Annotated in this window: 22 protein-coding genes; 11 read left to right on the plus strand and 11 right to left on the minus strand. The window is 30.1% G+C overall.

The window, feature by feature from the left end:
* Window positions 1-69 precede the first annotated feature (69 nt).
* Both bioB and Q1A46_RS08870 read right to left on the minus strand, forming a co-directional pair.
* A complete protein-coding gene (gene bioB / locus Q1A46_RS08865; RefSeq protein WP_299676865.1) occupies window positions 70-1,167 on the minus strand; it encodes a biotin synthase BioB in 1,098 nt (365 codons plus the stop codon).
* A gap of 54 nt (window positions 1,168-1,221) precedes the next feature.
* Window positions 1,222-2,373, minus strand: a complete 1,152-nt coding sequence (locus Q1A46_RS08870) for a beta-ketoacyl synthase N-terminal-like domain-containing protein (RefSeq protein WP_299676868.1) — start codon at window positions 2,371-2,373, stop codon at window positions 1,222-1,224.
* Window positions 2,374-2,521: 148 nt separating this feature from the next.
* Between Q1A46_RS08870 and Q1A46_RS08875 the strand changes: the two genes are divergently transcribed.
* The gene (locus Q1A46_RS08875; protein ID WP_299676872.1) at window positions 2,522-2,968 is read left to right on the plus strand and encodes a cytochrome c oxidase assembly factor Coa1 family protein; all 447 of its coding nucleotides are present in this window, start codon (window positions 2,522-2,524) and stop codon (window positions 2,966-2,968) included.
* Window positions 2,969-2,982: 14 nt separating this feature from the next.
* Here the strand turns inward: Q1A46_RS08875 and Q1A46_RS08880 are convergent, their stop codons facing one another.
* The 5 genes from Q1A46_RS08880 to Q1A46_RS08900 form a co-directional block, all read right to left on the minus strand.
* Window positions 2,983-5,412 (minus strand): hypothetical protein, encoded by a 2,430-nt coding sequence (locus tag Q1A46_RS08880; RefSeq protein ID WP_299676875.1) that lies wholly within the window; start codon window positions 5,410-5,412, stop codon window positions 2,983-2,985.
* Between the two features lie 91 nt (window positions 5,413-5,503).
* Window positions 5,504-6,772, minus strand: a complete 1,269-nt coding sequence (gene bioA, locus Q1A46_RS08885; RefSeq protein ID WP_299676879.1) for an adenosylmethionine--8-amino-7-oxononanoate transaminase — start codon at window positions 6,770-6,772, stop codon at window positions 5,504-5,506.
* A gap of 197 nt (window positions 6,773-6,969) precedes the next feature.
* Complete coding sequence (gene bioD / locus Q1A46_RS08890; protein ID WP_299676882.1) at window positions 6,970-7,578, minus strand: dethiobiotin synthase; 609 nt, start codon at window positions 7,576-7,578, stop codon at window positions 6,970-6,972.
* Window positions 7,575-7,955, minus strand: a complete 381-nt coding sequence (locus Q1A46_RS08895) for a DUF2007 domain-containing protein (RefSeq protein ID WP_299676885.1) — start codon at window positions 7,953-7,955, stop codon at window positions 7,575-7,577. Before Q1A46_RS08895 ends, bioD begins: the two co-directional genes overlap by 4 nt.
* Before the next feature lie 9 nt (window positions 7,956-7,964).
* Window positions 7,965-9,092, minus strand: coding sequence for an 8-amino-7-oxononanoate synthase (locus Q1A46_RS08900; protein ID WP_299676887.1), 1,128 nt, complete (start codon window positions 9,090-9,092; stop codon window positions 7,965-7,967).
* 77 nt (window positions 9,093-9,169) lie between these two features.
* Between Q1A46_RS08900 and Q1A46_RS08905 the strand changes: the two genes are divergently transcribed.
* Window positions 9,170-10,201, plus strand: coding sequence for a leucine-rich repeat domain-containing protein (locus tag Q1A46_RS08905; RefSeq protein ID WP_299676889.1), 1,032 nt, complete (start codon window positions 9,170-9,172; stop codon window positions 10,199-10,201).
* Here Q1A46_RS08905 and Q1A46_RS08910 read toward each other — a convergent pair.
* On the minus strand, window positions 10,198-10,626 hold the full coding sequence (locus Q1A46_RS08910; protein ID WP_299676891.1) for a LexA family transcriptional regulator: 429 nt from the start codon (window positions 10,624-10,626) through the stop codon (window positions 10,198-10,200). The genes Q1A46_RS08905 and Q1A46_RS08910 overlap by 4 nt on opposite strands.
* Window positions 10,623-11,879, minus strand: a complete 1,257-nt coding sequence (locus Q1A46_RS08915) for a Y-family DNA polymerase (RefSeq protein ID WP_299677165.1) — start codon at window positions 11,877-11,879, stop codon at window positions 10,623-10,625. Before Q1A46_RS08915 ends, Q1A46_RS08910 begins: the two co-directional genes overlap by 4 nt.
* Before the next feature lie 85 nt (window positions 11,880-11,964).
* On the opposite strand from Q1A46_RS08915, the gene Q1A46_RS08920 reads away from it, so the two are divergent.
* The 9 genes from Q1A46_RS08920 to Q1A46_RS08960 all read left to right on the plus strand — a co-directional run bounded on the left by Q1A46_RS08920 (window position 11,965) and on the right by Q1A46_RS08960 (window position 19,323).
* A complete protein-coding gene (locus tag Q1A46_RS08920; RefSeq protein ID WP_095068982.1) occupies window positions 11,965-12,426 on the plus strand; it encodes an Lrp/AsnC ligand binding domain-containing protein in 462 nt (153 codons plus the stop codon).
* 9 nt (window positions 12,427-12,435) lie between these two features.
* Window positions 12,436-13,017 (plus strand): HupE/UreJ family protein, encoded by a 582-nt coding sequence (locus Q1A46_RS08925; protein ID WP_299676894.1) that lies wholly within the window; start codon window positions 12,436-12,438, stop codon window positions 13,015-13,017.
* Between the two features lie 45 nt (window positions 13,018-13,062).
* Entirely contained in the window at window positions 13,063-13,491 is a 429-nt protein-coding gene (locus Q1A46_RS08930; protein WP_299676897.1) for a dCMP deaminase family protein, read from the plus strand.
* Complete coding sequence (locus tag Q1A46_RS08935) at window positions 13,484-15,070, plus strand: S41 family peptidase (RefSeq protein WP_299676900.1); 1,587 nt, start codon at window positions 13,484-13,486, stop codon at window positions 15,068-15,070. Before Q1A46_RS08930 ends, Q1A46_RS08935 begins: the two co-directional genes overlap by 8 nt.
* Before the next feature lie 109 nt (window positions 15,071-15,179).
* On the plus strand, window positions 15,180-15,734 hold the full coding sequence (locus Q1A46_RS08940; RefSeq protein WP_299676903.1) for an RNA polymerase sigma factor: 555 nt from the start codon (window positions 15,180-15,182) through the stop codon (window positions 15,732-15,734).
* A 6-nt stretch (window positions 15,735-15,740) separates the two neighbouring features.
* A complete protein-coding gene (locus Q1A46_RS08945) occupies window positions 15,741-16,496 on the plus strand; it encodes a HEAT repeat domain-containing protein (protein ID WP_299676905.1) in 756 nt (251 codons plus the stop codon).
* Window positions 16,497-16,503: 7 nt separating this feature from the next.
* Window positions 16,504-17,310 carry a hypothetical protein gene (locus Q1A46_RS08950; RefSeq protein ID WP_299676908.1) on the plus strand — a complete coding sequence of 269 codons (807 nt, stop codon included), beginning with the start codon at window positions 16,504-16,506 and terminating at the stop codon, window positions 17,308-17,310.
* Window positions 17,311-17,371: 61 nt separating this feature from the next.
* Window positions 17,372-18,100 (plus strand): DUF4097 family beta strand repeat-containing protein, encoded by a 729-nt coding sequence (locus Q1A46_RS08955; protein ID WP_299676910.1) that lies wholly within the window; start codon window positions 17,372-17,374, stop codon window positions 18,098-18,100.
* A 104-nt stretch (window positions 18,101-18,204) separates the two neighbouring features.
* Window positions 18,205-19,323, plus strand: coding sequence for a hypothetical protein (locus Q1A46_RS08960; RefSeq protein ID WP_299676912.1), 1,119 nt, complete (start codon window positions 18,205-18,207; stop codon window positions 19,321-19,323).
* Window positions 19,324-19,395: 72 nt separating this feature from the next.
* On the opposite strand, the gene Q1A46_RS08965 is transcribed toward Q1A46_RS08960, so the two are convergent.
* Window positions 19,396-20,892: a GH3 auxin-responsive promoter family protein gene (locus tag Q1A46_RS08965; protein ID WP_299676914.1), complete on the minus strand. Its 1,497-nt coding sequence runs from the start codon at window positions 20,890-20,892 to the stop codon at window positions 19,396-19,398.
* A 44-nt stretch (window positions 20,893-20,936) separates the two neighbouring features.
* Window positions 20,937-21,803, minus strand: a complete 867-nt coding sequence (locus tag Q1A46_RS08970) for a M23 family metallopeptidase (protein ID WP_299676916.1) — start codon at window positions 21,801-21,803, stop codon at window positions 20,937-20,939.
* Window positions 21,804-21,841: the final 38 nt, after the last annotated feature.

The following is a 21,841-nucleotide window of genomic DNA, read 5'->3' on the forward strand; positions in this document are numbered from 1 at the left end:
AAGAAAACGTTACGAAACCTTTTTTAAAAGTAATTGTTAAAATAAATTATCCTATTTGTATTATCTATTTTAAGCTTTTACTTGTTTAGCTTCTTGTTTTTTAACCTCATTTCTTTCAATCGTATGACTTGGTCTTGTCCATTTTGGTTTTTCACCTAAATCTTTATATTGAGAATCTTCAGCCTCAATTGTCTTAGGTTGCATTTTCTTGATAAATGGCTTTTGAGGATTTAACCCAAGTAATTCGAATAACTTCATGTCTTCGTTTACATCTGGGTTTGGAGTAGTTAATAACTTATCTCCAGCAAAAATAGAATTCGCTCCAGCAAAGAAACACATAGTTTGTCCTTCTTGACTCATTTGAGTTCTACCAGCAGATAAACGTACTTGAGTTTCTGGCATTACAATACGAGTTGTTGCTACCATTCTTACCATTTCCCAAATTGAAACAGGTTTTTGATCTTCTAATGGAGTTCCATCAACGGCAACTAATGCATTAATTGGTACAGATTCTGGTTGTGGATTTAAAGTAGATAATGCAACTAACATTCCTGCTCTATCTTCAATAGCTTCACCCATTCCAATAATTCCACCAGAACAAACCGTTACGTTCGTTTTACGAACATTGTCAATAGTTTCTAAACGATCTTCAAAACCTCTAGTTGAAATTACTTCCTTATAATATTCTTCAGATGAATCTAAATTGTGGTTATATGCATATAAACCAGCTTCAGCTAAACGGTGTGCTTGATTTTCAGTAATCATACCTAAAGTACAACAAACCTCCATATCTAGCTTATTAATTGTACGAACCATTTCTAATACTTGATCGAATTCTGGTCCGTCTTTTACATTTCTCCAAGCTGCTCCCATACAAACTCTAGAGCTTCCAGAAGCTTTTGCACGTAATGCTTGAGCTTTAACTTGGTTAACACTCATTAAATCATTTCCTTCAACATCTGTATGGTATCTTGCTGCCTGTGGGCAATATCCACAATCTTCAGGGCATCCTCCTGTCTTTATAGAAAGTAATGTAGATACCTGTACTGTATTTGGATCGTGGTGTTTACGATGAATAGTTGCTGCGTCATATAACAGCTCCATCATAGGCTTATTATAAATTGCTAAAATTTCTTCTTTCGTCCAGTTATGTCTAGTCTCACTCATATAGTCGTCATTGTTTGCGTTATCAAAAGTAGGAAAACTAATTGTATTATTATACTATTTTGAAATTAAAACTGATACAGCATTTCCTCCAAAACCAACGGCATTTATTATTATTTTTTGAATCTTTTTAGGATTCTTTTGAGCTTGAGCAAAAGGAACTTCTATTAATTTTTGATGCGTTAACATTAGTAAACCTAATTCAAAATTTAAAAGTCCAGATGCTCCAAAAGTGTGTCCTAATTTCCACTTATTTGTAGTTAAAAAAGGTTCGTGATCTCCGAATACTTTTTTAACCGCATTTATTTCTGATGAATCTCCTTTTATAGTTCCAGGTGCGTGCATTACAATTGCATCTACTTCGTTAAGGTCGATGTTTTTACACGCCATTTTCATCGATTTTTGAAAACATTCAGCATCAGCAGTAACAGATGTGTTATGTTTTAAAACTTCAGTAGCATAACCGATACCTTCAATTTTTGCTACAGTTTTATCAGAAATTTCATTTTCTAAACATACAACAGCAGCGCCTTCACCTAGTATCATGGTATTTTTAGTTTTGTTTAAATCAAAAGCCTTACAAGGATAACCTTCAGTTTCTTTTGAATACACTTTAAGCGCTTTCATTTGCGCTACTGTAAATTCAGTTAATGGAGCTTCACTTCCACCAACTAAAAATTTATCACATAAACCAGCTTGTAACCAAGCAACTCCATTCAAAAGAGAATGTAATGCTGTAGAACAAGTAATAGAGTGAGATATTTCTGGCCCACTACTTTTTAAATCATGAGCAATCCAAGAAGAAATATTTCCTAATGTAGTTGTTGGGGAACTTAAGGTTGAAGAAGTTCCATTCTGTAAAAATTCTTCATGATATTTTTCGAATAAAGCTGTAGCACCTCTAGAAGATCCGATATTAATTCCAAAGTCGTCACCAGTTTTCCAGTCTGCTTTTTCTATAGCTTTTCGTGAGGCATAGATAGCAAACAGAACAGTATTGTCTAGATTTTTATATTTATTATCAGACTTCTTTAATTCTTCAATAGCTTTTAAATCTTCATCTGAAATTTTAGAGACCCATTCAGAGAAGTGCTTAAACTCTTTTTTGGTCATTCGATGATGATCATCCAAATAACTTGTCCATACTTCTTCTGAAGTTTTTCCTAATGGAGAAATTGAAGCAAAAGCTGAGATTGATATTGGTTTCAAAACAAAAAAATTTCAGCAAAATTAAGCTTTATCTAATAAAGAAACTTTAATTTATATCTGTTTTAGCTTTAATTAATAAAAACTAAACAACTTCAAATAAAATGTTGTAACAACATCGCAATAAAATAGTCTAATTAAAAAAAATTAGATGAACGAAAGATCTCAACAAAGTTGGTTAAGTAGGAATTGGCCTTGGGCATTACCAGTAGGATGTTGTTCTGGTTGCTTAATAATGATATTAGTATTTGTTTTTGGATTCGGAGCAGCTATATTCGGTGTTGTTAGTGAATTTGTAGATGCTTCTCCGATAGATGAAGTTACTGAAATTGCTAAGCAAAACGATAGAGTTGTGGCTTTATTAGGTGATGATATTGAATCGAAAGGAATTCCTAATGGAAACATTTCTATAAATAACGATAGCGGAGAAATAGACTTTTCAATTCGAATAGTTGGAGAAAAAGGAGAAGGAACTTTAATTGTAAAAGGAATTCGTGTCGATAAAAAATGGGTGTACGAAGATTTATATGTGTTGATTAAAGAAACAGGAGAACAAATCAACTTATTAGAAAAAGAAAAGATTCTAGAGCGTATCTAGAATCTTTTTGGATTTTAAAATTTTAAATAAGCTAAGTAACCAACTTGAAACTGACTAAAGCCATTTGTTTCTTGATTAGCTGTGTTTGTATATCTATATCGAAAAAAAAACTTATTATCACTGTTTATATTAGGAGTGTAAAATGTTGAAAGTTCTATTCCATGTAACCATTGTCCATCATTTTGTACTGTAGAAAAACCGTTAAAATCATCTCCTTTAGGAATTAAGATTTTGTTTGGCCTATATATTAGTGCACCGCCAAAACGTTCTTCAGGTCGAATTCTTACTTTGACTTCAGGATATACATTAAAGAAACCAACATTTTCATTAAATTGAGTACTAGTATTAATAACTCGTGTTCTACCATAATGAACACCTCCGTTTAATTCAAAACGTAATTTAGAATTAGGTACATCGAATGTAAAAGCATTTAAATCAAAGCCAATAGAAGTGTTTTTATAGCGTATTAAATCTAAATATGAAATGGTGTTATTGGATAAGGTTAACTCTTCCTCTCTATCTTCAATTCTAGCCCAGTTAAAACTAGGTTTTACATAATTTACCCAACCTACATTTCTACCTCTCGATCCTCTAATTAAATAACGCCTAGTCCAAAGAGGAATTAATTTTTCAATTTCAACTTGAATTAAACCGTTAGGGTCAGCTTCATTTAAACCAATAAAATCACTAAAAAATCGAGCGCCTAAAATTTTTGAAGATTTTTCTTTTTTTAGCTCTAAGCTAAATTCTTTATTCAAATCATCTTGAGGAAGAGAAATAGTTTGGTTTTTTGGACTAAAATCTAAACGGTCATTTTGATGTTTCTGTACATACATTTTTATAACATCTGTTACAGGTATAGAAAAAATTGCTTCTCTACCTTCATAATATGTTAATTCGTAATTGTGTAAATCATCAAAGTCTGTTCGAGAACTAAAACCTAAAGGAAATGCATTAACGAATTTTAATTCTTTATCAGTGATTTCTAAAATATCTTTTACCAAAGGTTCTTTATAAAATTCATTAAGAAATTGCTTGATTTCTTCATAAGATAAGTAATCTTTGGGTTTACTATCAATGTAGTTTTTCCAAACCAAACTTTCAGGAATATATGCCTGCTTTACTTTACCAGTCATAGTAATATGTTCTATAAATCCATTGTTAATATCTAGTTGAATATTCTCTGCACGATATTCAAAAAGAGGAATATCGATAATTTGATCTTTAATGACTATGATTAATGAGTCTTTAGATATTTTTAATTCTTTTAATTTTCTTTTTACAGTATCAGTTCCTTTTTGTTTTAAACTATCTAACCTTTTATCAGCTTTAAATAACTCTTCGCTTAGAGTTTTGTTTTTAGTGATTACATTTTTTATTTCTTGATATCTAGAGTTTTCTGATGCTAATTTTTCTAAAACTGATTCTTTTTGACTTTGTAATACTTTTATTTGATCCTTAATTTTTTTTCTGTATTGAATTATGCCTTCTTTATTAAGATTAGATGGTTGTTCTATAGTACGAGCAGTATTACTATTTATTAAATTTTGTAGACTATCTCTCTTCTTTTCTTGAATTTTAATTCTCTTTATTATTTCATCACGAGATTCTGATATCGCAATTTTACTTTTTAATTTTACTATTATATTTTCAATTGAATCTTTATGAATTGTAACTTTTTCTTCTATTCTTTTATTTCGTTCTTTTATTTTAGTTATTTCAGTTTCTGCATCTCGTATCTTTCTTTTTGTTTCAATGTATTCTGATAAAAGGTTATTTTCTAACAGTTTTTTTATCCTATTTGCATTATATTCCTTTTTAAGAATTTTTCGTATTTCGTGTCTTTCAAATTTCTTTAATTCATCAAATTTGTTGTTCTTGATATAAGCAACAAAGTCAGGGTTTTTAAAATTTGCAGTGTCTAAATCAGATTTCTTTTTATTATCAATGCACCTTGCGAGTTTATAAAAATCTGTACTACCAGAAATTTTTGTGATATTTACATCTAAAGCATATTTCAATGTTCCAGCTACAGGTTCCGTATCGTATTGAAATGCTGTTATTATAAGTGCGTTGAAAAACTGATATATATTACGGGTTTCTTTTTCATAATCTTCTAAATTTACTATTTCATTTTCAGAAGTAACTTTATCATCCTCTTTGCCTTCATAGCTATTTATAGCAGTTATTGCTTCTTTAAGTTTACTTTTAAAAATTGTTTCAATAAAAGGAGAAACATCAAAACTAATATTTTCCCCTTCCTTGTTTTTAAATGATAAATTCTTCTCGTTTTTTAAAGAAAAAGTAATGTTATTAGCAGATTTTGCAGAAGCATAAATCAATATAGTTTTTCCTTCTTTAGTAAATGTATACGGCTGAATTTGTTTCTGGCAAAAGGCAATACAACCTATAACTAAGCATAATGCAGTTAGTTTAAGTTTCATGATAGATTAAGTTTGGTTAATTAATAACCAACTAATCTATAGTGATCTAAAATTACTTATACAGGAAAAACACCCTTTTATTTAAAAATACCTACAATAAGGTATTTAAAACATGTATTATAGTGTTGTATATTTTTTCTAGCTGTTCATCTGTAATAACATATGGAACCTGGATGTAAATCGTGTTTCCTAAAGGTCTTAAAAACACACCTTCTTTCATAAAAGCAGATAGTAATAAGTCTCTTAACGTTCCATAACGTTCCATATTTGTGTCTAAATCTAAAGCGAAAATTACTCCAATAGATCGGGTTGATTTTACTTTAGCGTGTGTTTTAATTTTTTCACTAAATGCAATATGTGATTTACTAATTCGCTGAATACTTTCTTGAATTTCTTCTGAAGTTAATAAGTCTATACTTGCAATTGCAGCCGCACAACCTATCGGATTCGCTGAATACGTATGACAATGAAAATATCCTTTTGCAATATCGTTACTTAAAAAAGCATCGTAGATTTTCTGAGTACAAGAAGTAATTGCCATTGGAACTAATCCACCAGTTAAAGCTTTACTCAAACAAATAATATCTGGTTTTGTAGCTACATGATCTGAAGCAAAGTTTTTTCCTGTTTTACCAAAACCAGTCATTACTTCATCTGCAATAGTTAAAATATCATTGTTTTTACAATATTCAATAATTTGATTTAATCCTTCAATATTATGAATTTTCATTCCGGCAGCTCCTTGAACAATAGGTTCGTAAACAAAAGCAGCTATTTTATTGTTGGCAATAATTTCGGTTAACTGTTCTAAGATTTCAGCATGATTCTCTCCATTTGGCACTGGAATTCTATGAATGTTAATTAGAAAATCTTCAAAAGGACCATTATAAACTGAAAGTCCAGATGTAGACATGGCTCCGAAAGTATCTCCATGAAAACCATTTTCAAAAGCAATAAAAGTAGTACGCTTATTTCCAATATTGAAATAATACTGTAAAGCCATTTTTATAGCAGATTCTACAGCTGTTGAACCATTATCGTTAAAGAAAATTTTAGCTTGATTTTCAGGAAGAATTTGAATTAGTTTTTCTGAAAGTTTTACAGCAGCAGGATGTGTAAAATCACTAAACATGATTTGATCTAATTGCTGCATTTGCTGATAAACACGATTGGTAATAAAATCGTTACAATGGCCAAACATACATGTATACCAAGAGGAAATAGCATCGATATATTCGTTACCATGTTCATCTGTAAGAATACATCCTTTAGCTTTTACAATTCCTAAACTATTCGGGTGTGTTTGGTGTTGTTTTAAAGGATGCCAAATGTGTTTTTTATCGCGTTCTTGTAGTGTCATGGTTTCGTTCTATTAATTAACGTCATGCTGAACTTAATTCATCATTAATGATGACTTTGAAATAAATTCAGGGTAAGGTTTACTAATTTTTAGCAAAAATAGTTGTTTTAATAAGATCTAGAGATTGTCGTCATGCTGAACTTGTTTCAGCATCACATAAAAAAGTAAGCTTCAGATATTCTAATAAAATTAGATTATTACAACTTATCTTTAAACAGTTCAGCGTATTCTTTAATTACATTTTGATCAATGTAAGGCTCTTCTTCAATTCTTCCAATTACAGGAACTCCGCTCATTTTTTTAATGATGCTTTCTGTAGTTGGGTGCTCATCTCCACTAAAAATTAAAGAAACATCAAATCCTTTTTCTTTCAGTAAATTTAAAGTCAATAAGGTGTGATTAATACTTCCTAAATAATGACGAGAAACTACAATAACTTTATAATCAGGTTGAATTAAATCTAAAATAGTATGGGCATCGTTTAACGGAACTAAAAGTCCACCTGCACCTTCAATAACTAAATTATTTTGAGTTCCTGGAGCTTTAATTTGATTGATGTCAATCGTGATTCCATCAATTTCAGCAGAAGCATGCGGACTCATTGGCGTTTTTAACGCATAGCTATTTGGATGAAAAACAGATTTTTTATTCGTTACTAATCTTTCTACTTTATGTGTATCTGAATAGTCTAAATCGCCAGATTGGATTGGTTTCCAATAATCAGCTTCTAAAGCTTCGGTAATAATTGCTGAAGCAACAGTTTTTCCTACTTCTGTAGAAATGCCGGTGATAAAATATTTTTTCATTTAAAGATTGTTTTACAATCGTTACAAATTAATTTTCGTGGTTCAAAAAATGGGAAAAGCATGTGAAAGAAATTCTTTCGCTGTACATCGGCTACCAAAATCCTAGTAGAGTTACAATTCGGACAATGAATGGCATTACCTTTATTGTCGGTTTCATAAGTTCTGATATCGTTATAAATTTCTGAAGCTCTTTTTAAATCTTGATTAAAAACTAAAAGTTTTACACCACCAATAGCCTGACTAATCAATGGATCTGAATCTATTGTTGTTTCATCCATTAACATGGTTCTAATGTTTTCAGAATCTAACTTAGATTTCACCAGTTGAGCTTCAGTGGAATATTCAAAAACAGCTAAAATTGTATAATCTTCTCTCATTTCTCTATTTTAAACAAAGGTAGCAAGTTGTTCTAGAATAGTTGTAATGTCTTTTTTAGAATTAAAACTATGCAAACAAAAACGTAATCGTTCTTGACCTTCAGGAACTGTTGGAGAAAGAATAGGTTTTATATTGAATCCGTTTTCTTGTAATTGTAGTGCAATAGCTTTTGTTTTTTCTATTCCAGAAATTACAGAGCAGTGAATAGCAGAGTTACTTTCAATAAAAGAATTGTTTAATTGTAATCGTATCACTTCACTTTTAAAGAAATTGATATTGTCTTCTAGTTGCTGAATGATTTCAGATTTTAAATGTAGGTAAGCAACTTGAATTGTGGCTAATGCATGAGGTGACAAACCTGTGGTATAAATAAAGCTTCTAGAAAAGTTAATCAAATAACTGTATAGTTTTTCACTTCCTAAGATTGTTGCTCCATGACAACCTAAAGCTTTTCCGTAAGTTATAATTCTAGCAAAAACTTCATTTTCCAATTGTAATTGCTGAACTAAACCTTCACCTTTTTCTCCGAAAACACCTAAAGCATGAGCTTCATCAACAACCAAATATGCATTATGTTTTTTTGCAATAGTAATTAATCCGTTAAGATTTGGTGTGTCACCATCCATAGAAAATACTGATTCTGTAACAATGTAAATGGTGTCATGCTGAACTCGTTTCAGCATCTCATCTAGGTTTTCTAAATCATTATGCTTGAATTTGTAGCTTTTTGCATTCGAAAGTTGAATTCCGTCTCGAATAGAAGCATGGATATATTCATCGTATAAAATCACATCACCACGTTGTGGAACACAAGAAAAGAATCCGACGTTAGCATCGTAACCAGAATTAAAAAGCAATGCTTTTTGCGAGTTATGAAACTGAGCAATATAGTTTTCAGTTTCTTGATATAATTGATGATTTCCAGAAATTAAACGTGATCCTGTAGCTCCATTGATTTTGATGTTTTTATCTAATAACAACTGATGTGTTTTATTGAAAACAGATTCAGATTGTGCTAAACCTAAATAATCATTAGAATAAAAATCAATACGATTGGTATCAGATTTTAAACTTCTTAAGGTGTTAGAAGTTGTTCTTTGAATGAGTTTTTGTTCTAGTTTCTTTGGAAAATTCATCAGTACAAAAATAACAAAGAGTTTGTAGATATAAATTACAATCTTATTGGTTAAGTTTGTGAATAATGAAAAATTGTATGAAACAAGTTTTATCAAAAATAGCCGAAGTACGAAAATCAAAAAGTAGTTTATTAAGTTTAAATGCTGAAGGTTTGACTTCTATTCCAAATGAAATTTTCGAATTAGAACATCTTACCAATCTTAATCTTAGAAATAACAAAATTGAAGAAATTCCTGAAGAAATTAATAAACTAAAGAATTTAAAAGTCTTGTATTTAGATAACAACTTGATACAGAACTTAGATGCTAGCTTTTTTAATTTTACCAATCTTGTAGTATTAGATTTAAGTACTAATAAGCTTAAAGATCTACCAGATGATATAAAAGCATTTAAAAACTTAAAAAGACTTTATCTTTCGGATAATAGATTAGAAAAAATACCAAAAAGTATTGGTAAACTTAAGCAACTAGAACATTTATATGGTTACAAGAATTTAATTTCGGAATTACCAGATGAAATAGGAGAATTAGAGAATTTGAAACACCTAAATTTTTTTAACAATAAACTTTCACATTTAGATATTGATTTAAGTAAACTTTCGAAATTATCATATGTTGAATTAGGATTCAATAACATATCAAAACTATCGAGATCAATAGGAGAATTACAAAGTTTAGAAACCTTATCATTATTTGATAACCAGATAAAAGAACTTCCTAAAGAAATTTCGAAACTAGCTAATTTAGAGGGGCTAAATATTTCGTTTAATCAATTGGAGGAGATTTATTTAGACTTAAATTCTATGAAAAGCTTAAATAATTTACATCTGTTTAAGAATAATCTAAAATCTCTGACAGGAATAAACTTATTAGAAATTTGTTCTAGAAATCAACATTTCAATTCTAATTTGTTGATCGATGAAACGCAAGAAGAATTACTAAAACAAACAATTAATTACAGTAAATATCCTAAAATTGGTGTTGTAAACTTAAAGAATAAAGAATTACCTAAAGATCATTACAAACAGGTTCCTTATGAATTATCTAGAAGATATGGATTAGTGGATCCCAGATGGGAAGAAATGCGAAAAAGGTTTAATAAAAACTAAACACGCTTAATCACATTCGTTACAATACCCCAAATCACAAAATTATTTTCTTCGGTAATTTTAATAATTGGATAATCTGGATTTTCTGGTTGTAACCAAACTTCATTTCCGTCTACACGTAGTCTTTTTACAGTAAACTCTCCGTCTAAAAAACAAACCGCAATTTTATTATTTGTTGGAGGTATACTTCGATCGATAACTAATAAATCGTTATCATCTAAACCAGCACCAATCATCGATTGTCCACTAACACGAGCAAAAAAAGTAGCTTCTTTATTGCGTATTAATTCTTCATCTAAAGAAATTCGTGATTCCTTAAAGTCATCAGCAGGTGATGGAAAACCAGCAGAAATTCCAGTATCAAAGAAAATAGCACCTTTACTTTCTGTGCTTTTCGGACTAAAGAATGTTAATGTTACACTCATTTTACAACTATTATATCGTTAATGTTTGTTGTGTATTTAGGAGTTAATCTTTCTTGACGCATTTTCCAAGTTCTTTGCAGATCTTGGTTGGCTAATTTAACACTATTTGACTTATATTTTTGATTTATAAGATCAATAGCATTCATAAGAGGTTTTTGTTTAGGATCTTCTTTGGTGAATAAATCGAGCTGAAAGTTATCTTCAGGAACCAAACCTGTAACAATTACACCAGCTCTTTTATATTTTATACCTGGTTTAAATATGGTTTTAACAGCCTCAACAGCACATTTACTAATAATTAGTGATGAATTGGTTGGATTTGGAAGAATTACTGTTTTACTTACTCGATGTTGTTCTAAATGTTCTTTATGACGATCACTACGAAGTAAAACAACAATCATATGACAACTGTGTTTTTGCTTTCTTAATTTTTCTGCACAATTAGTCGCAAATGTAGAAACACGTTCTTTGATGTTTTCAATGTCAGAATAGGTATATTCGAAACTACGTGTTGTAGCAATTGCTTTTTTATCCTTTTCTTCGTCTAATTGCATTGTTGGTTTACCCAGTAAATCTTGTTGTAATCTCCAAACGACAATAGAATATTTTTTGCGAACTGTTTCACTATCCAATTGTGTAAAATCGTAAGCTTTTACACAACCAGCGGCTTTTAATTTTTTCTGAAGTCCACGACCAATTCCCCAAACTTTTTCAATGGGCATCCATTTTAAAGCCTTAATTCTTTTTTCTTCAGAATCAATAACATAAACGCCTCCGGTTTCTTTAAGGAATTTTCGAGCAATTTTATTAGCTACTTTACTTAAGGCTTTCGTTGGAGCTATACCAACACAAGTTGGAATTCCAGTCCACTGCAAAATGCGATTTCGAATTTGATTTCCGTAGTCATCTAAATCATAATTTTCGAAACCTTTAAATTGAAGAAAAGCCTCATCAATAGAATAAATTTCAACATCGGGAGTAAATTGAGCTAGAATTTTCATCACTCGATCACTCATATCTCCGTACAACGGATAATTAGAAGAAATTACTTTAATGTTGTGTTGTTTACAATAGTTTTCCCATTTAAAAATAGGAGCTCCCATTGGTAAACCGATTGTTTTGGCTTCATCACTTCTAGAAATTACACACCCATCGTTATTACTTAAAATAGCTACAGGTTTGTTTTGCAAGTTCGGATTAAAAACTCGCTCGCAAGAAGCATAAAAATTATTACAATCAACTAAAGCAAACATTATTGCAAATTTAATCATTATATAATAGTTTTTAAATTATACTATGATATTCATATGCTTTAAACTTTTCCTTATTTTTGTTTTTATGTCGAAAAAATTAAAAATTGATGGTATTGATAAAATTATCATCAAAAGGTTAGTAAAAGACGCAAGAACTCCTATTTTAAGTATAGCAAGAGAAGTTGGAATTTCCGGAGCTGCTATCCATCAAAGATTACGCAAATTAGATGAATCTAATCTAATAGATGGATACAAAATGGTTTTAAACCCCGAAGCTTTAGGATATACAACAACAGCCTTTGTTGGAATTTTTTTGGAGTCTGCGAGTTTGTATTCCTCAGCAATTAAACGATTGAAAGATATTCCTGAAGTTGTTGAGAGTCATTATACAACAGGGAATTATGCAGTATTTATTAAGATTATGTGTAAAAACAATCAAGATTTAATGCATCTGTTAAATAAAGATATCCAGTCCATAAAAGGAGTCTCAAGAACAGAAACATTCATATCTTTGGATCAACAAATAGATCGACAAATAAAAATTTAAATCCCTATAATGAACGAATTTATCGAATACTTTAAACTAGGATTATTTCATGTTTTAGATATCAAAGCATACGACCATATTCTTTTTTTAATTGTTCTAGCAGTTGTTTATCAGTTTAAACAATGGAAAAAAGTATTATGGTTAATCACTTTATTTACCATTGGTCATTCTATAACATTGGCTTTATCTGCTTTTGGGAAAATTAATGTAAGAGCAGATTTAGTTGAGTTTTTAATTCCGTTAACAATTTTCATTACAGGATTAATGAATGTCTTAACAGCCAGAAAAGCTTCAGTAGGAAAAGAAAATCAAAATTTATTTTTCGCATTATTCTTCGGTTTAATTCACGGTTTAGGTTTTTCTAATTACTTTAAAATGATGGTGAGTAGAGGTGAGGATAAATTGGTTCCATTATTAGAATTTGCATTAGGAGTGGAAGCTGCTCAAGTAATTATTGTGGCTTTAATTTTATTGTTTGGATCACTTGTGCAATCTATTTTTGGAGTAAACAGAAGAGACTGGATTTTAGTTGCATCATCAATAGTAATTGGTTTTGCTTTACAAATGATGGTAGATCGTGCTTTTTGGTAAAAATTAACGTGAAAAACTTAATTTTCTCCGTATTTTAGCTCTCCTATGACTTTAACAAAAAAAGAATTAAAGTATGCTAAAGCCTATTTGAAAATAGCTGAAGAATGGGCGCAGCTTTCTTATTGTCAACGTAAAAAAGTAGGTGCAATTATCGTGAAAGATCGTATGATTATTTCAGATGGTTATAATGGTACTCCTACAGGTTTTGAAAATGTATGTGAAGATGAAGATGGAAAAACCAAATGGTCGGTTTTACATGCAGAAGCAAATGCAATTTTAAAAGTAGCTGGCTCTACACAAACTTGTAAAGGAGCCACGTTATATGTTACCTTATCTCCTTGTCGAGAGTGTAGTAAATTAATCCATCAATCAGGAATTACAAGAGTTGTGTTTTCTAATAAATATAAAGATATTTCTGGATTAAAATTTTTAGAAAAAGCCGGAGTAGAATTGATTTATTTACCGAATGAATAAAAATTACTTACCAATATATTTTGCTATAGCAGTAACCTTTGGAATTTTAATTGGTTACTTTTTTAATGGTAATTCTTCACGTTTCAGAAAAACATCCGCAAACGAACAAAAAGTAAAACGACTAATCAACTTTATTCAACAAGATTATGTTGATGATGTTGATACAGATCAGTTATTAGATGGAGCGATAGCAGAAATGCTAACAAAGTTAGATCCACATTCAGTTTATATTCCTAAAGAAAACTTACAAGCAGTTACGGAAAGTATGCAAGGTAATTTTGTAGGTATAGGAGTTCAATTTCGATTAATTAATGATTCGATTACTGTGATTCACCCTATGGAAGGTGGACCAAGTATTAAAAAAGGAATTTTAGCAGGAGATAGAATCTTAATGGCAGACAAAGATACTTTGTATGGAAAACGATTAAGAAATAGGGAAATTTTAAAAAGATTAAAAGGAGCTCCAAACTCAGAAGTAAATTTACAGGTATATCGAAAATCAAACGATAGTTTATTTAATATTACTATTGGAAGAAGTAAAATAAATATTAAAAGTGTAGATGTAGCTTATATGCTAAATGATAGTATCGGTTATATTAAATTAGATCGTTTTGCACAAAATACTTATCGAGAATTTAAAACTTCATTAGATGATTTATTAGCAAAAGGAATGACCGATTTGGTTTTAGATTTACGAGGAAATGGTGGAGGATTTATTCATATAGCAAATAAAATAGTGGATGAATTTTTAGAAGACGATAAACTAATTGTTTTTACTAAAAATAATGGAGGAGAAGTTGTAGAGTCTTTTGCCACTGAAAGAGGAGATTTCGAAGAAGGTGGATTATATGTCTTAATTGATGAAAACTCAGCTTCAGCATCTGAAATTGTAGCCGGAGCATTACAAGATAATGACAAAGGAACCATTATTGGAAGAAGATCTTTTGGAAAAGGATTAGTACAAGAAGAAATGGATTTAGGTGATGGTTCTGCGGTACGATTAACTACAGCACGTTATTATACACCTACAGGAAGATCGATACAAAAACCATATAATAAGAATGGGTTAGAGTTAAAAGATCCGAATGCTTTACAGAACAGCATCAATTATGGAGATGAAGTAGAAAGTCGTTATAGAAACGGAGAATTATTTAGTAAAGATAGTATCAAATTAATAGATAGTTTACAATACAAAACTCCTAAAGGAAAAATTGTTTACGGAGGTGGAGGTATTGTTCCAGATGTTTTTGTAGCAATCGATACTACAGCATACTTACCAGCAATTTTCTTTACACCAATGAATGATTTCGCGTTTAATTATGTAGACAATCATAGAGATGAACTTAATAAATTATCTTTTGATGAGTTTGTCAATGAATTTGATAAAGACAGAAAAATATCAGATCGCTTTTTCGATGAAGTAAAAGATATTAGAACATCTATGCAAACGAAAGAGAAATTAAGAAAACTATTAAAAATTAATATCGCCAGAGAATTATTTAATGATGAAGGTTGGTATCGACTCAATCATTTAGATGATAAAATGATAAAACAAGTTTTCGAACTTGAGAAAAAATAACAGAACTCGCCTTAGGGCGAGTTTTTTTATGAAAAAAATGAAACTAAAATGTAACCTTTAAAAAAAGTATAGGTATTAATAATAGAAACTAATCAAAACTACCACAAAGTTGAAACATTTAACTGATGAGAAAATAATGATGGCTGTAGCCAATGGAGAGCTAAATAAGCTGTCTATATTATTCGACAGATACCATGTTCGAATTTATAATTTCTTTCAGAAAATGACACACAATAAAATGGTAAGTGAAGATTTAACTCAAGAAGTTTTTATTAAAATTTTAAAATATAGAACATCGTATAATAATGGAAACTTTGCGTCTTGGTTATATACAGTAGCAAGAAATATATTTTCGAGTTATTATCAAAAGCAAAAAAAAGAGCGAAGTAATATTATAGAAGATGATTTTTTAAACACAAAAGAAAAACTTTTTACAGACTCAAATAAAGAAGATTTAGAACATTTACAACGTTCGTTATTAAAGTTAAATGAAAAAGACAGAGAGTTAATAGTAATGCATAAACTTCAAGAAATACAATATGAACAAATTGCACAAATTGTAGGAAGTTCAGAAAATGCAGTCAAAGTGAAAACGCATAGAGCGTTAAAAAAATTAAAGGAAATTTATTTTCAATCAATAAATACAGTAAGTAACAAAAACTAAAGTATGATGGAGTGCAAAGATGTACAAGAACAATTAATGGCGTATGTAATGAATGAAGTTGCTGAATCGGAAAGAATAGCGATTGAAAATCATATTCAAACTTGTGATGCTTGTAAAACAGAGTTAGCAAATGTTCAATCTTTTTTAGATGTTATGAATGCTGTTGAAGAAGAACAACCAAGTAATAATTTGAAGCAACGCTTTGAAACTGCTTTACAAGAAGAAATAAATAAAGAAGAAACAAAAGTTGTTGCATTAACACCTCAAAAAGAATGGAAAAGTTATTTGCGAGTAGCAGCAAGTGTAGTAATATTAATTAGTGGCTATTTCTTAGGGAAATTATCTAATAATGAATCTACGATACAACCAAACAAAGAACAACAAGCTATATTTTTATTATTAGAAAATCAATCGGCAAGCAAACGAATTTTAGCGATCTCAAAAACGACAACGTATTCAGTAGAAGATACACGTATTATAGATGCTTTAATTAATAAAATGTTTGTAGATAAAAATACGAATGTACGTTTAGCAGCTATAGAAGCTTTAGCCAAGTTTTCAAGTTTAGAGAAAGTTCGAAATGCTTTATTAAAAGCGTTAGAAACAGATAAAGAACCTTCGGTTCAAATAGAGTTAATACAAGTTTTAGCAGAAATTCAGGAAAAAAGAGCGCTCGTTCCTATGAAAAAACTGTTAGATCTTGAAGAAACTCCAGATTATGTCAAACAAGAGTTAGCGTATAATATGCCAACTTTAATTTAATAAAATTATGAGAAAATTAATAACAATAGCAACATTGCTTTTAATGTCTGTAGCATACGGGCAAAAGAAAAGTTTTACTTACAAATTACAGGGAATTAAAACAGTAAAAATAGATACTGATACAAAAGTTAAAATTACAGCATCAGGAACTAATGAATTAATTATAAAAGAAAAAGGATACGATAATCACTGTGGTGATTGTGAACACGATCAAGATAAACATCATAAATCTTTAAAAGAAAAAACGAAAGGTTTAAAAGCGATTTATCCTGGAGGTGAAGATAGTACAGATGGTATGGGATTCTCTATTGAAAAGTCAGGAAATGTATTGAATATAGTAGATTTATTATCTCATGTAAAACGTAATAATTTATTCATAACATTACCTAAAAACATAAATATCATTTTTGATACGCCAAACTTAGGAGCTGTAGAAGTAATAGGTTTTACATCTGAAGTTGAAGCAAAAACAAACGTAGGTGCTATTGTAATGAAAGATGTTACAGGACCAATTACAGTAAATGCTAATGCAGCAAATGTGAACATAGAATTTTCTAAGGTAAATCAGAGTTCTCCAATTACAATCTTTTCTAATGTAGGTGAGATAGATGTAACAATACCAGAAAATACTAAAGCAAATTTAGACTTGAGAACTCGTGGAACTTTTTATACCAATTTTGATATTGAAATGCCAAAGAAAGACGGATTGAAAGCTGTTAGAGGAAGCCAGAAAATCTCAAGTGCTCTTAATAATGGAGGTGTTCAGATAAAATTGAAATCTACAATGGGGAATATTTATCTCCGTAAAAAATAATACTACCTTATTTAGCTTAGAAAGTTAACCCAAAAAACAATTAATTTTTAAACTACTAAAAATGAAAAGAATACTTTTTTTCATAGGAATACTATTGACTTTTAGTAACCTATCAGCTCAGAAAAAAACAGAAATTAAAAACGCAACTTCAGGAATAGAAACTGTAGAAGTTAATGTGAAATTTGCTCAGAATATTCAGATTAAAAACTGGAATAAAAATGAAGTTTTAGTAACAGCTTCAGCAAACTTAAACGATAATAAAGACAATAAATATTTCTCACTAAAAGGTGAAAAATTAGGAGGCATTTATTTAATAAAGTCAGATTATGGAAATTTCTTCAACAGAAATAGAACCGTGCTTTCAAAAAAGAAAAACAATGATTGTGAAAATTGTAATTACTGTGATTCTCATAATGAAGTAATTGTAGATTACACGATTTATTTACCTAAACATGTAGATTTAAAAGTGAAAAGTATTTCTGGTAATGTAACAGAAGTTACTTATAAAGGTAAACTAATGTTGGATTTAATTAGTGGGGATATTACTGTGAAAGAACATTCGAAAAACATGAAATTAAAAACAATTAGTGGAGATATTGACGTTTATGTTGCTGATGCTGAATTTAAGGCACAAACTTTAACAGGAACAGTGTATTCAGATTTAAAAATCGATTTTGATAATAAAAGAAGACGCGATGCACATCAAAAAATCTATGGTAAAGTGAAAAACGGAACAGCGTCTTTAGAGTTAAAAACTATTAGCGGAAATATTTTCTTAAGAAAAATCTAAAGGCTAAATAATTAAAGGTTTAACTCAGTTTTAAGAAATCAAACAATCATTAATCGAGAGTTTTTTTAAATTGCATAACTAAAACCAAACTAAAACAAATTTATATGAAAAAATTGCTCTTCGGATTAATGGTTGTTACTGTTATTTCTTGTGCTAATGAATCTAAAACTTATAAAGGTTTACCAGTTTTAAAAGCGAATTCAAAAACAGTTGATGTTCAGTTTAATAATAATTGGTATAAAGGAGCTTGGGGAATTACAACTAACAAACAAAAAGATACTTTACGAATAAGTTGTTTAAATGCTAGCGAACCGGTAGTTTTTGCTTCAGAAATAGATAGTATTTCATTTTCAGTAGAAGGAAATAAAAACTATGAGTTTTATGCACAATATAAAGATTCCTCATACGCACACATGCTAATAATCGGAGAAGCTTATCCTAAAGAAACCATAACTTTTAATACTTCTGATGTAAATAATTCTTTACAGATTAAATATTCAGAAAGTGAAGATGTTCCTTATTTAAAAGATTTGGAAGAAAAATATCCTATACACGATGTAATTGCTAATAAAACTTCTGATCTTGATAAGATTTTAAGCGTATTAAATTGGACAAATAGTAGATGGAAGCATAATGGAAACGTATCGCCAAGTAAACCAGATGCAATTACTATTTTAAATGAAGCGAAAGAAGGAAAAAACTTTCCATGTTTTGCATATGCTGTAGTGTTAAAATCTCAATTAGAAAATGCAGGTTTTAAATCACGTACGATTTATTTAAAAACAAAAGATGTTGAAACGAGAAAAGGATCGCCAGGTCATGTGGCAACAGAAGTATATTCTCCAGAGTTAAACAAATGGATTTTTATTGACGGACAGTTTAATATTATGCCAGTTCTAAATGGAAATCCGTTAAATGCAGTCGAACTTCAAGATGCAATAACGAATAATTATGAAGCTTTAATAATGAAAAGTCTTGCTGAGGTTTCTAAACGAGAATATGTAGAGTTTGTTTACGATTATTTGTATCATTTCGATGTAAGTTTAGATCAACGTTATTTAGAAAACACAACTTTAAAAGCTCATAAAGTTTCAGGAAAAAGCAATTTAATGTTAGTGCCAACTGGAAGTAAAAACCCCACCAAGATAGATTTTTGGAAAATGACTTTAGATGATTATTTATACACTAATTCATTACAAGATTTTTATGCAAAACCAGTGTAAACAATTCAAATAACCAAAAAAACAAACCACCGAAATTAAATACGATTTCGGTGGTTTGTTTTGTAGAAGTATTTACTCCACTAAAAAACCTTCTAAAACATCGGCTATTTTACGGTTATCAGAAAGTTGAGGGATTTTATTTTGTCCGCCGAATTTACCAATGGATTTCATGTATTCATGAAAACCGCCTTTTTTAACTTTTCTAATCAGTAATGGACGTAATACTTTTCCTTCAATTAAATCTTGATAATAAATATTTTGTTGCTGCATAGAAGTATCAATTTTTGCAGCCATTTCATCTAAATTTTCTGGTTCATTTTCAAACTCAATAAACCACTCGTGATATGGTAATCCAGATTCTGGATTTACTTGTGGAGCTACAGTAAATTCACTTACATTTACATTTGTTCCAACGATGGCATCATTTAAGGCCTTTTCTACTTCTTTACCAATAACATGTTCACCAAAAGCAGAAATAAAATGCTTAATTCTTCCAGTAACTTTTATTCGATACGGAGTTAGAGAAGTAAACTCAACAGTATCTCCGATATTATATCCCCAAAGTCCGGCAGTAGTATTTAAGATGATAACGTAGTTTACACCCAATTGTACGTCTTTTAAGGAAATACGCGTTGGATTTTCATCAAAGAATTCAGTAGCAGGAATAAACTCATAAAAAATACCAGAATCAAGCTGTAATAGCATTCCTTTTTCTTTTTGAGAATCTTGAAATGCAATAAAACCTTCAGAAGCTGGATATAGTTCGATATAATCGATTTTTTTACCAATTAAAGCTTCGAATTTATTCTTGTAAGGTTCAAAGTTTACACCGCCGTAAATGAAGAAATTGAAGTTAGGGAAAATTTCAGAAATTGTTTTTCCTGTTTTATCAATTAACTTTTCAAAATACATTTGAACCCAAGAAGGAATTCCACTAATTACACTCATGTTTTCAGGTAATGTTTCTTCAACTACCTTATCTACTTTTGTGTCCCAATCTTCAATGCAATTCGTTTCCCAACTTGGTAACCTATTTTTCAATAAATAATTAGGTACATAATGCGCTACAATTCCGCTTAAACGACCTAATTTAATTCCATTCATATCATCTAAAACCGGACTTCCTTGTAAAAAGATCATTTTTCCATTTACAAAAGAAGCATCTTTAGTTTCATTAATGTAAAATAACAAAGCATTTCGTGCCGATTTAATATGTGTTGGCATCGATTCTTTTGTGATTGGAATATATTTTGCACCAGATGTTGTTCCAGATGTTTTAGCAAAATAGATTGGTTTTCCTTTCCATAAAATATTTTCTTCACCAGCGACCATTCTATCTACATAAGGACGTAAACCTTCATAATCATTAACAGGAACACGTTTTTTAAAATCTTCATAAGAATTAATCGAAACAAAATCATGATCTTTACCGAAAGCTGTTTTACATCCTTCAGAAATTAAATATTGAAAAACTTTATCTTGAGTTTTAATTGGTTTAGAAGCCCATTTTCTTACTTGTTTTACCGCTCGTTTTGCGAAAGGAATAGCTAATAAAGATTTTAATGACATAGAGTTTTATTTTGCTTGAAGCTTGAAGATTTTACTGCTAATTATTACTGAAAGTTAATGTAGCTAGTTGGATTTACAGGATAACCATTGTTCCACAACTCAAAATGAAGGTGAGGTCCGGTTGTTAATTCACCTGTAGAACCTACACTAGCAATAACTTCACCAGATTTTACAAAGTCACCTTGTTGTTTTAGTAATTGTCCGTTATGTTTATATACAGAAACATAATTATTAGCGTGTTGTACTGTAATAATATAACCAGTTTCTGCTGTCCATCCAGAAAGAATAACAGTTCCGTCTGCAATTGATTTTACAGGAGTTCCTGTTTCGGCAACAATATCTATAGCGAAGTGTTTATTGGCAGCATTAAAAGATTGTGTTACATTTCCGGTAATTGGAGCAAAGAATACAATTTTGGCTTTGTTTGCTGTTCCAGCTGATAACGCATAACGATCTTTACGTTCTATTTCTTCTCTAAATTGTAAATCTTGTTCGGTAGCTTCTAACTTTTTGTAATCGATAGTCGCTTTGTCTACTTCGTTTCTAATAGAATCAATAGCTTCTGGTTCTACATCGCCAGTTAAAACCGGACGAATAGCTTGGGTAAATTTTTCTAAGACAGCTAAACGAATACGTAACGAATCTGCTTTATAAGTTAATCGACTTGCGTCTTTTTTTAGTTTTGTTGAAGAATAGCCAGGAATATATTCTTTTAAAGAAGTAAAGGCGATTAAAAACGTAGTAAGTGTAATTAATAGAATAGAAAAAATACCGCCGAATACAAAAACATTTAAACGCGATAATTTTAATGAAAAACGTTCTTGAAACGTATCTTCATTTAAAACTACCAATCTGTATTTATCGGTCAGCTTTTGTTTTAACTTACTCGGTTTTTTCTTGTTTTTAGCCACGAATACTAGGTTTGGATTCTCAAATATACAACGAAAAA

Origin of the sequence: uncultured Tenacibaculum sp. (assembly GCF_947502995.1) — a bacterium.
Classification (GTDB): Bacteria; Bacteroidota; Bacteroidia; order Flavobacteriales; family Flavobacteriaceae; genus Polaribacter.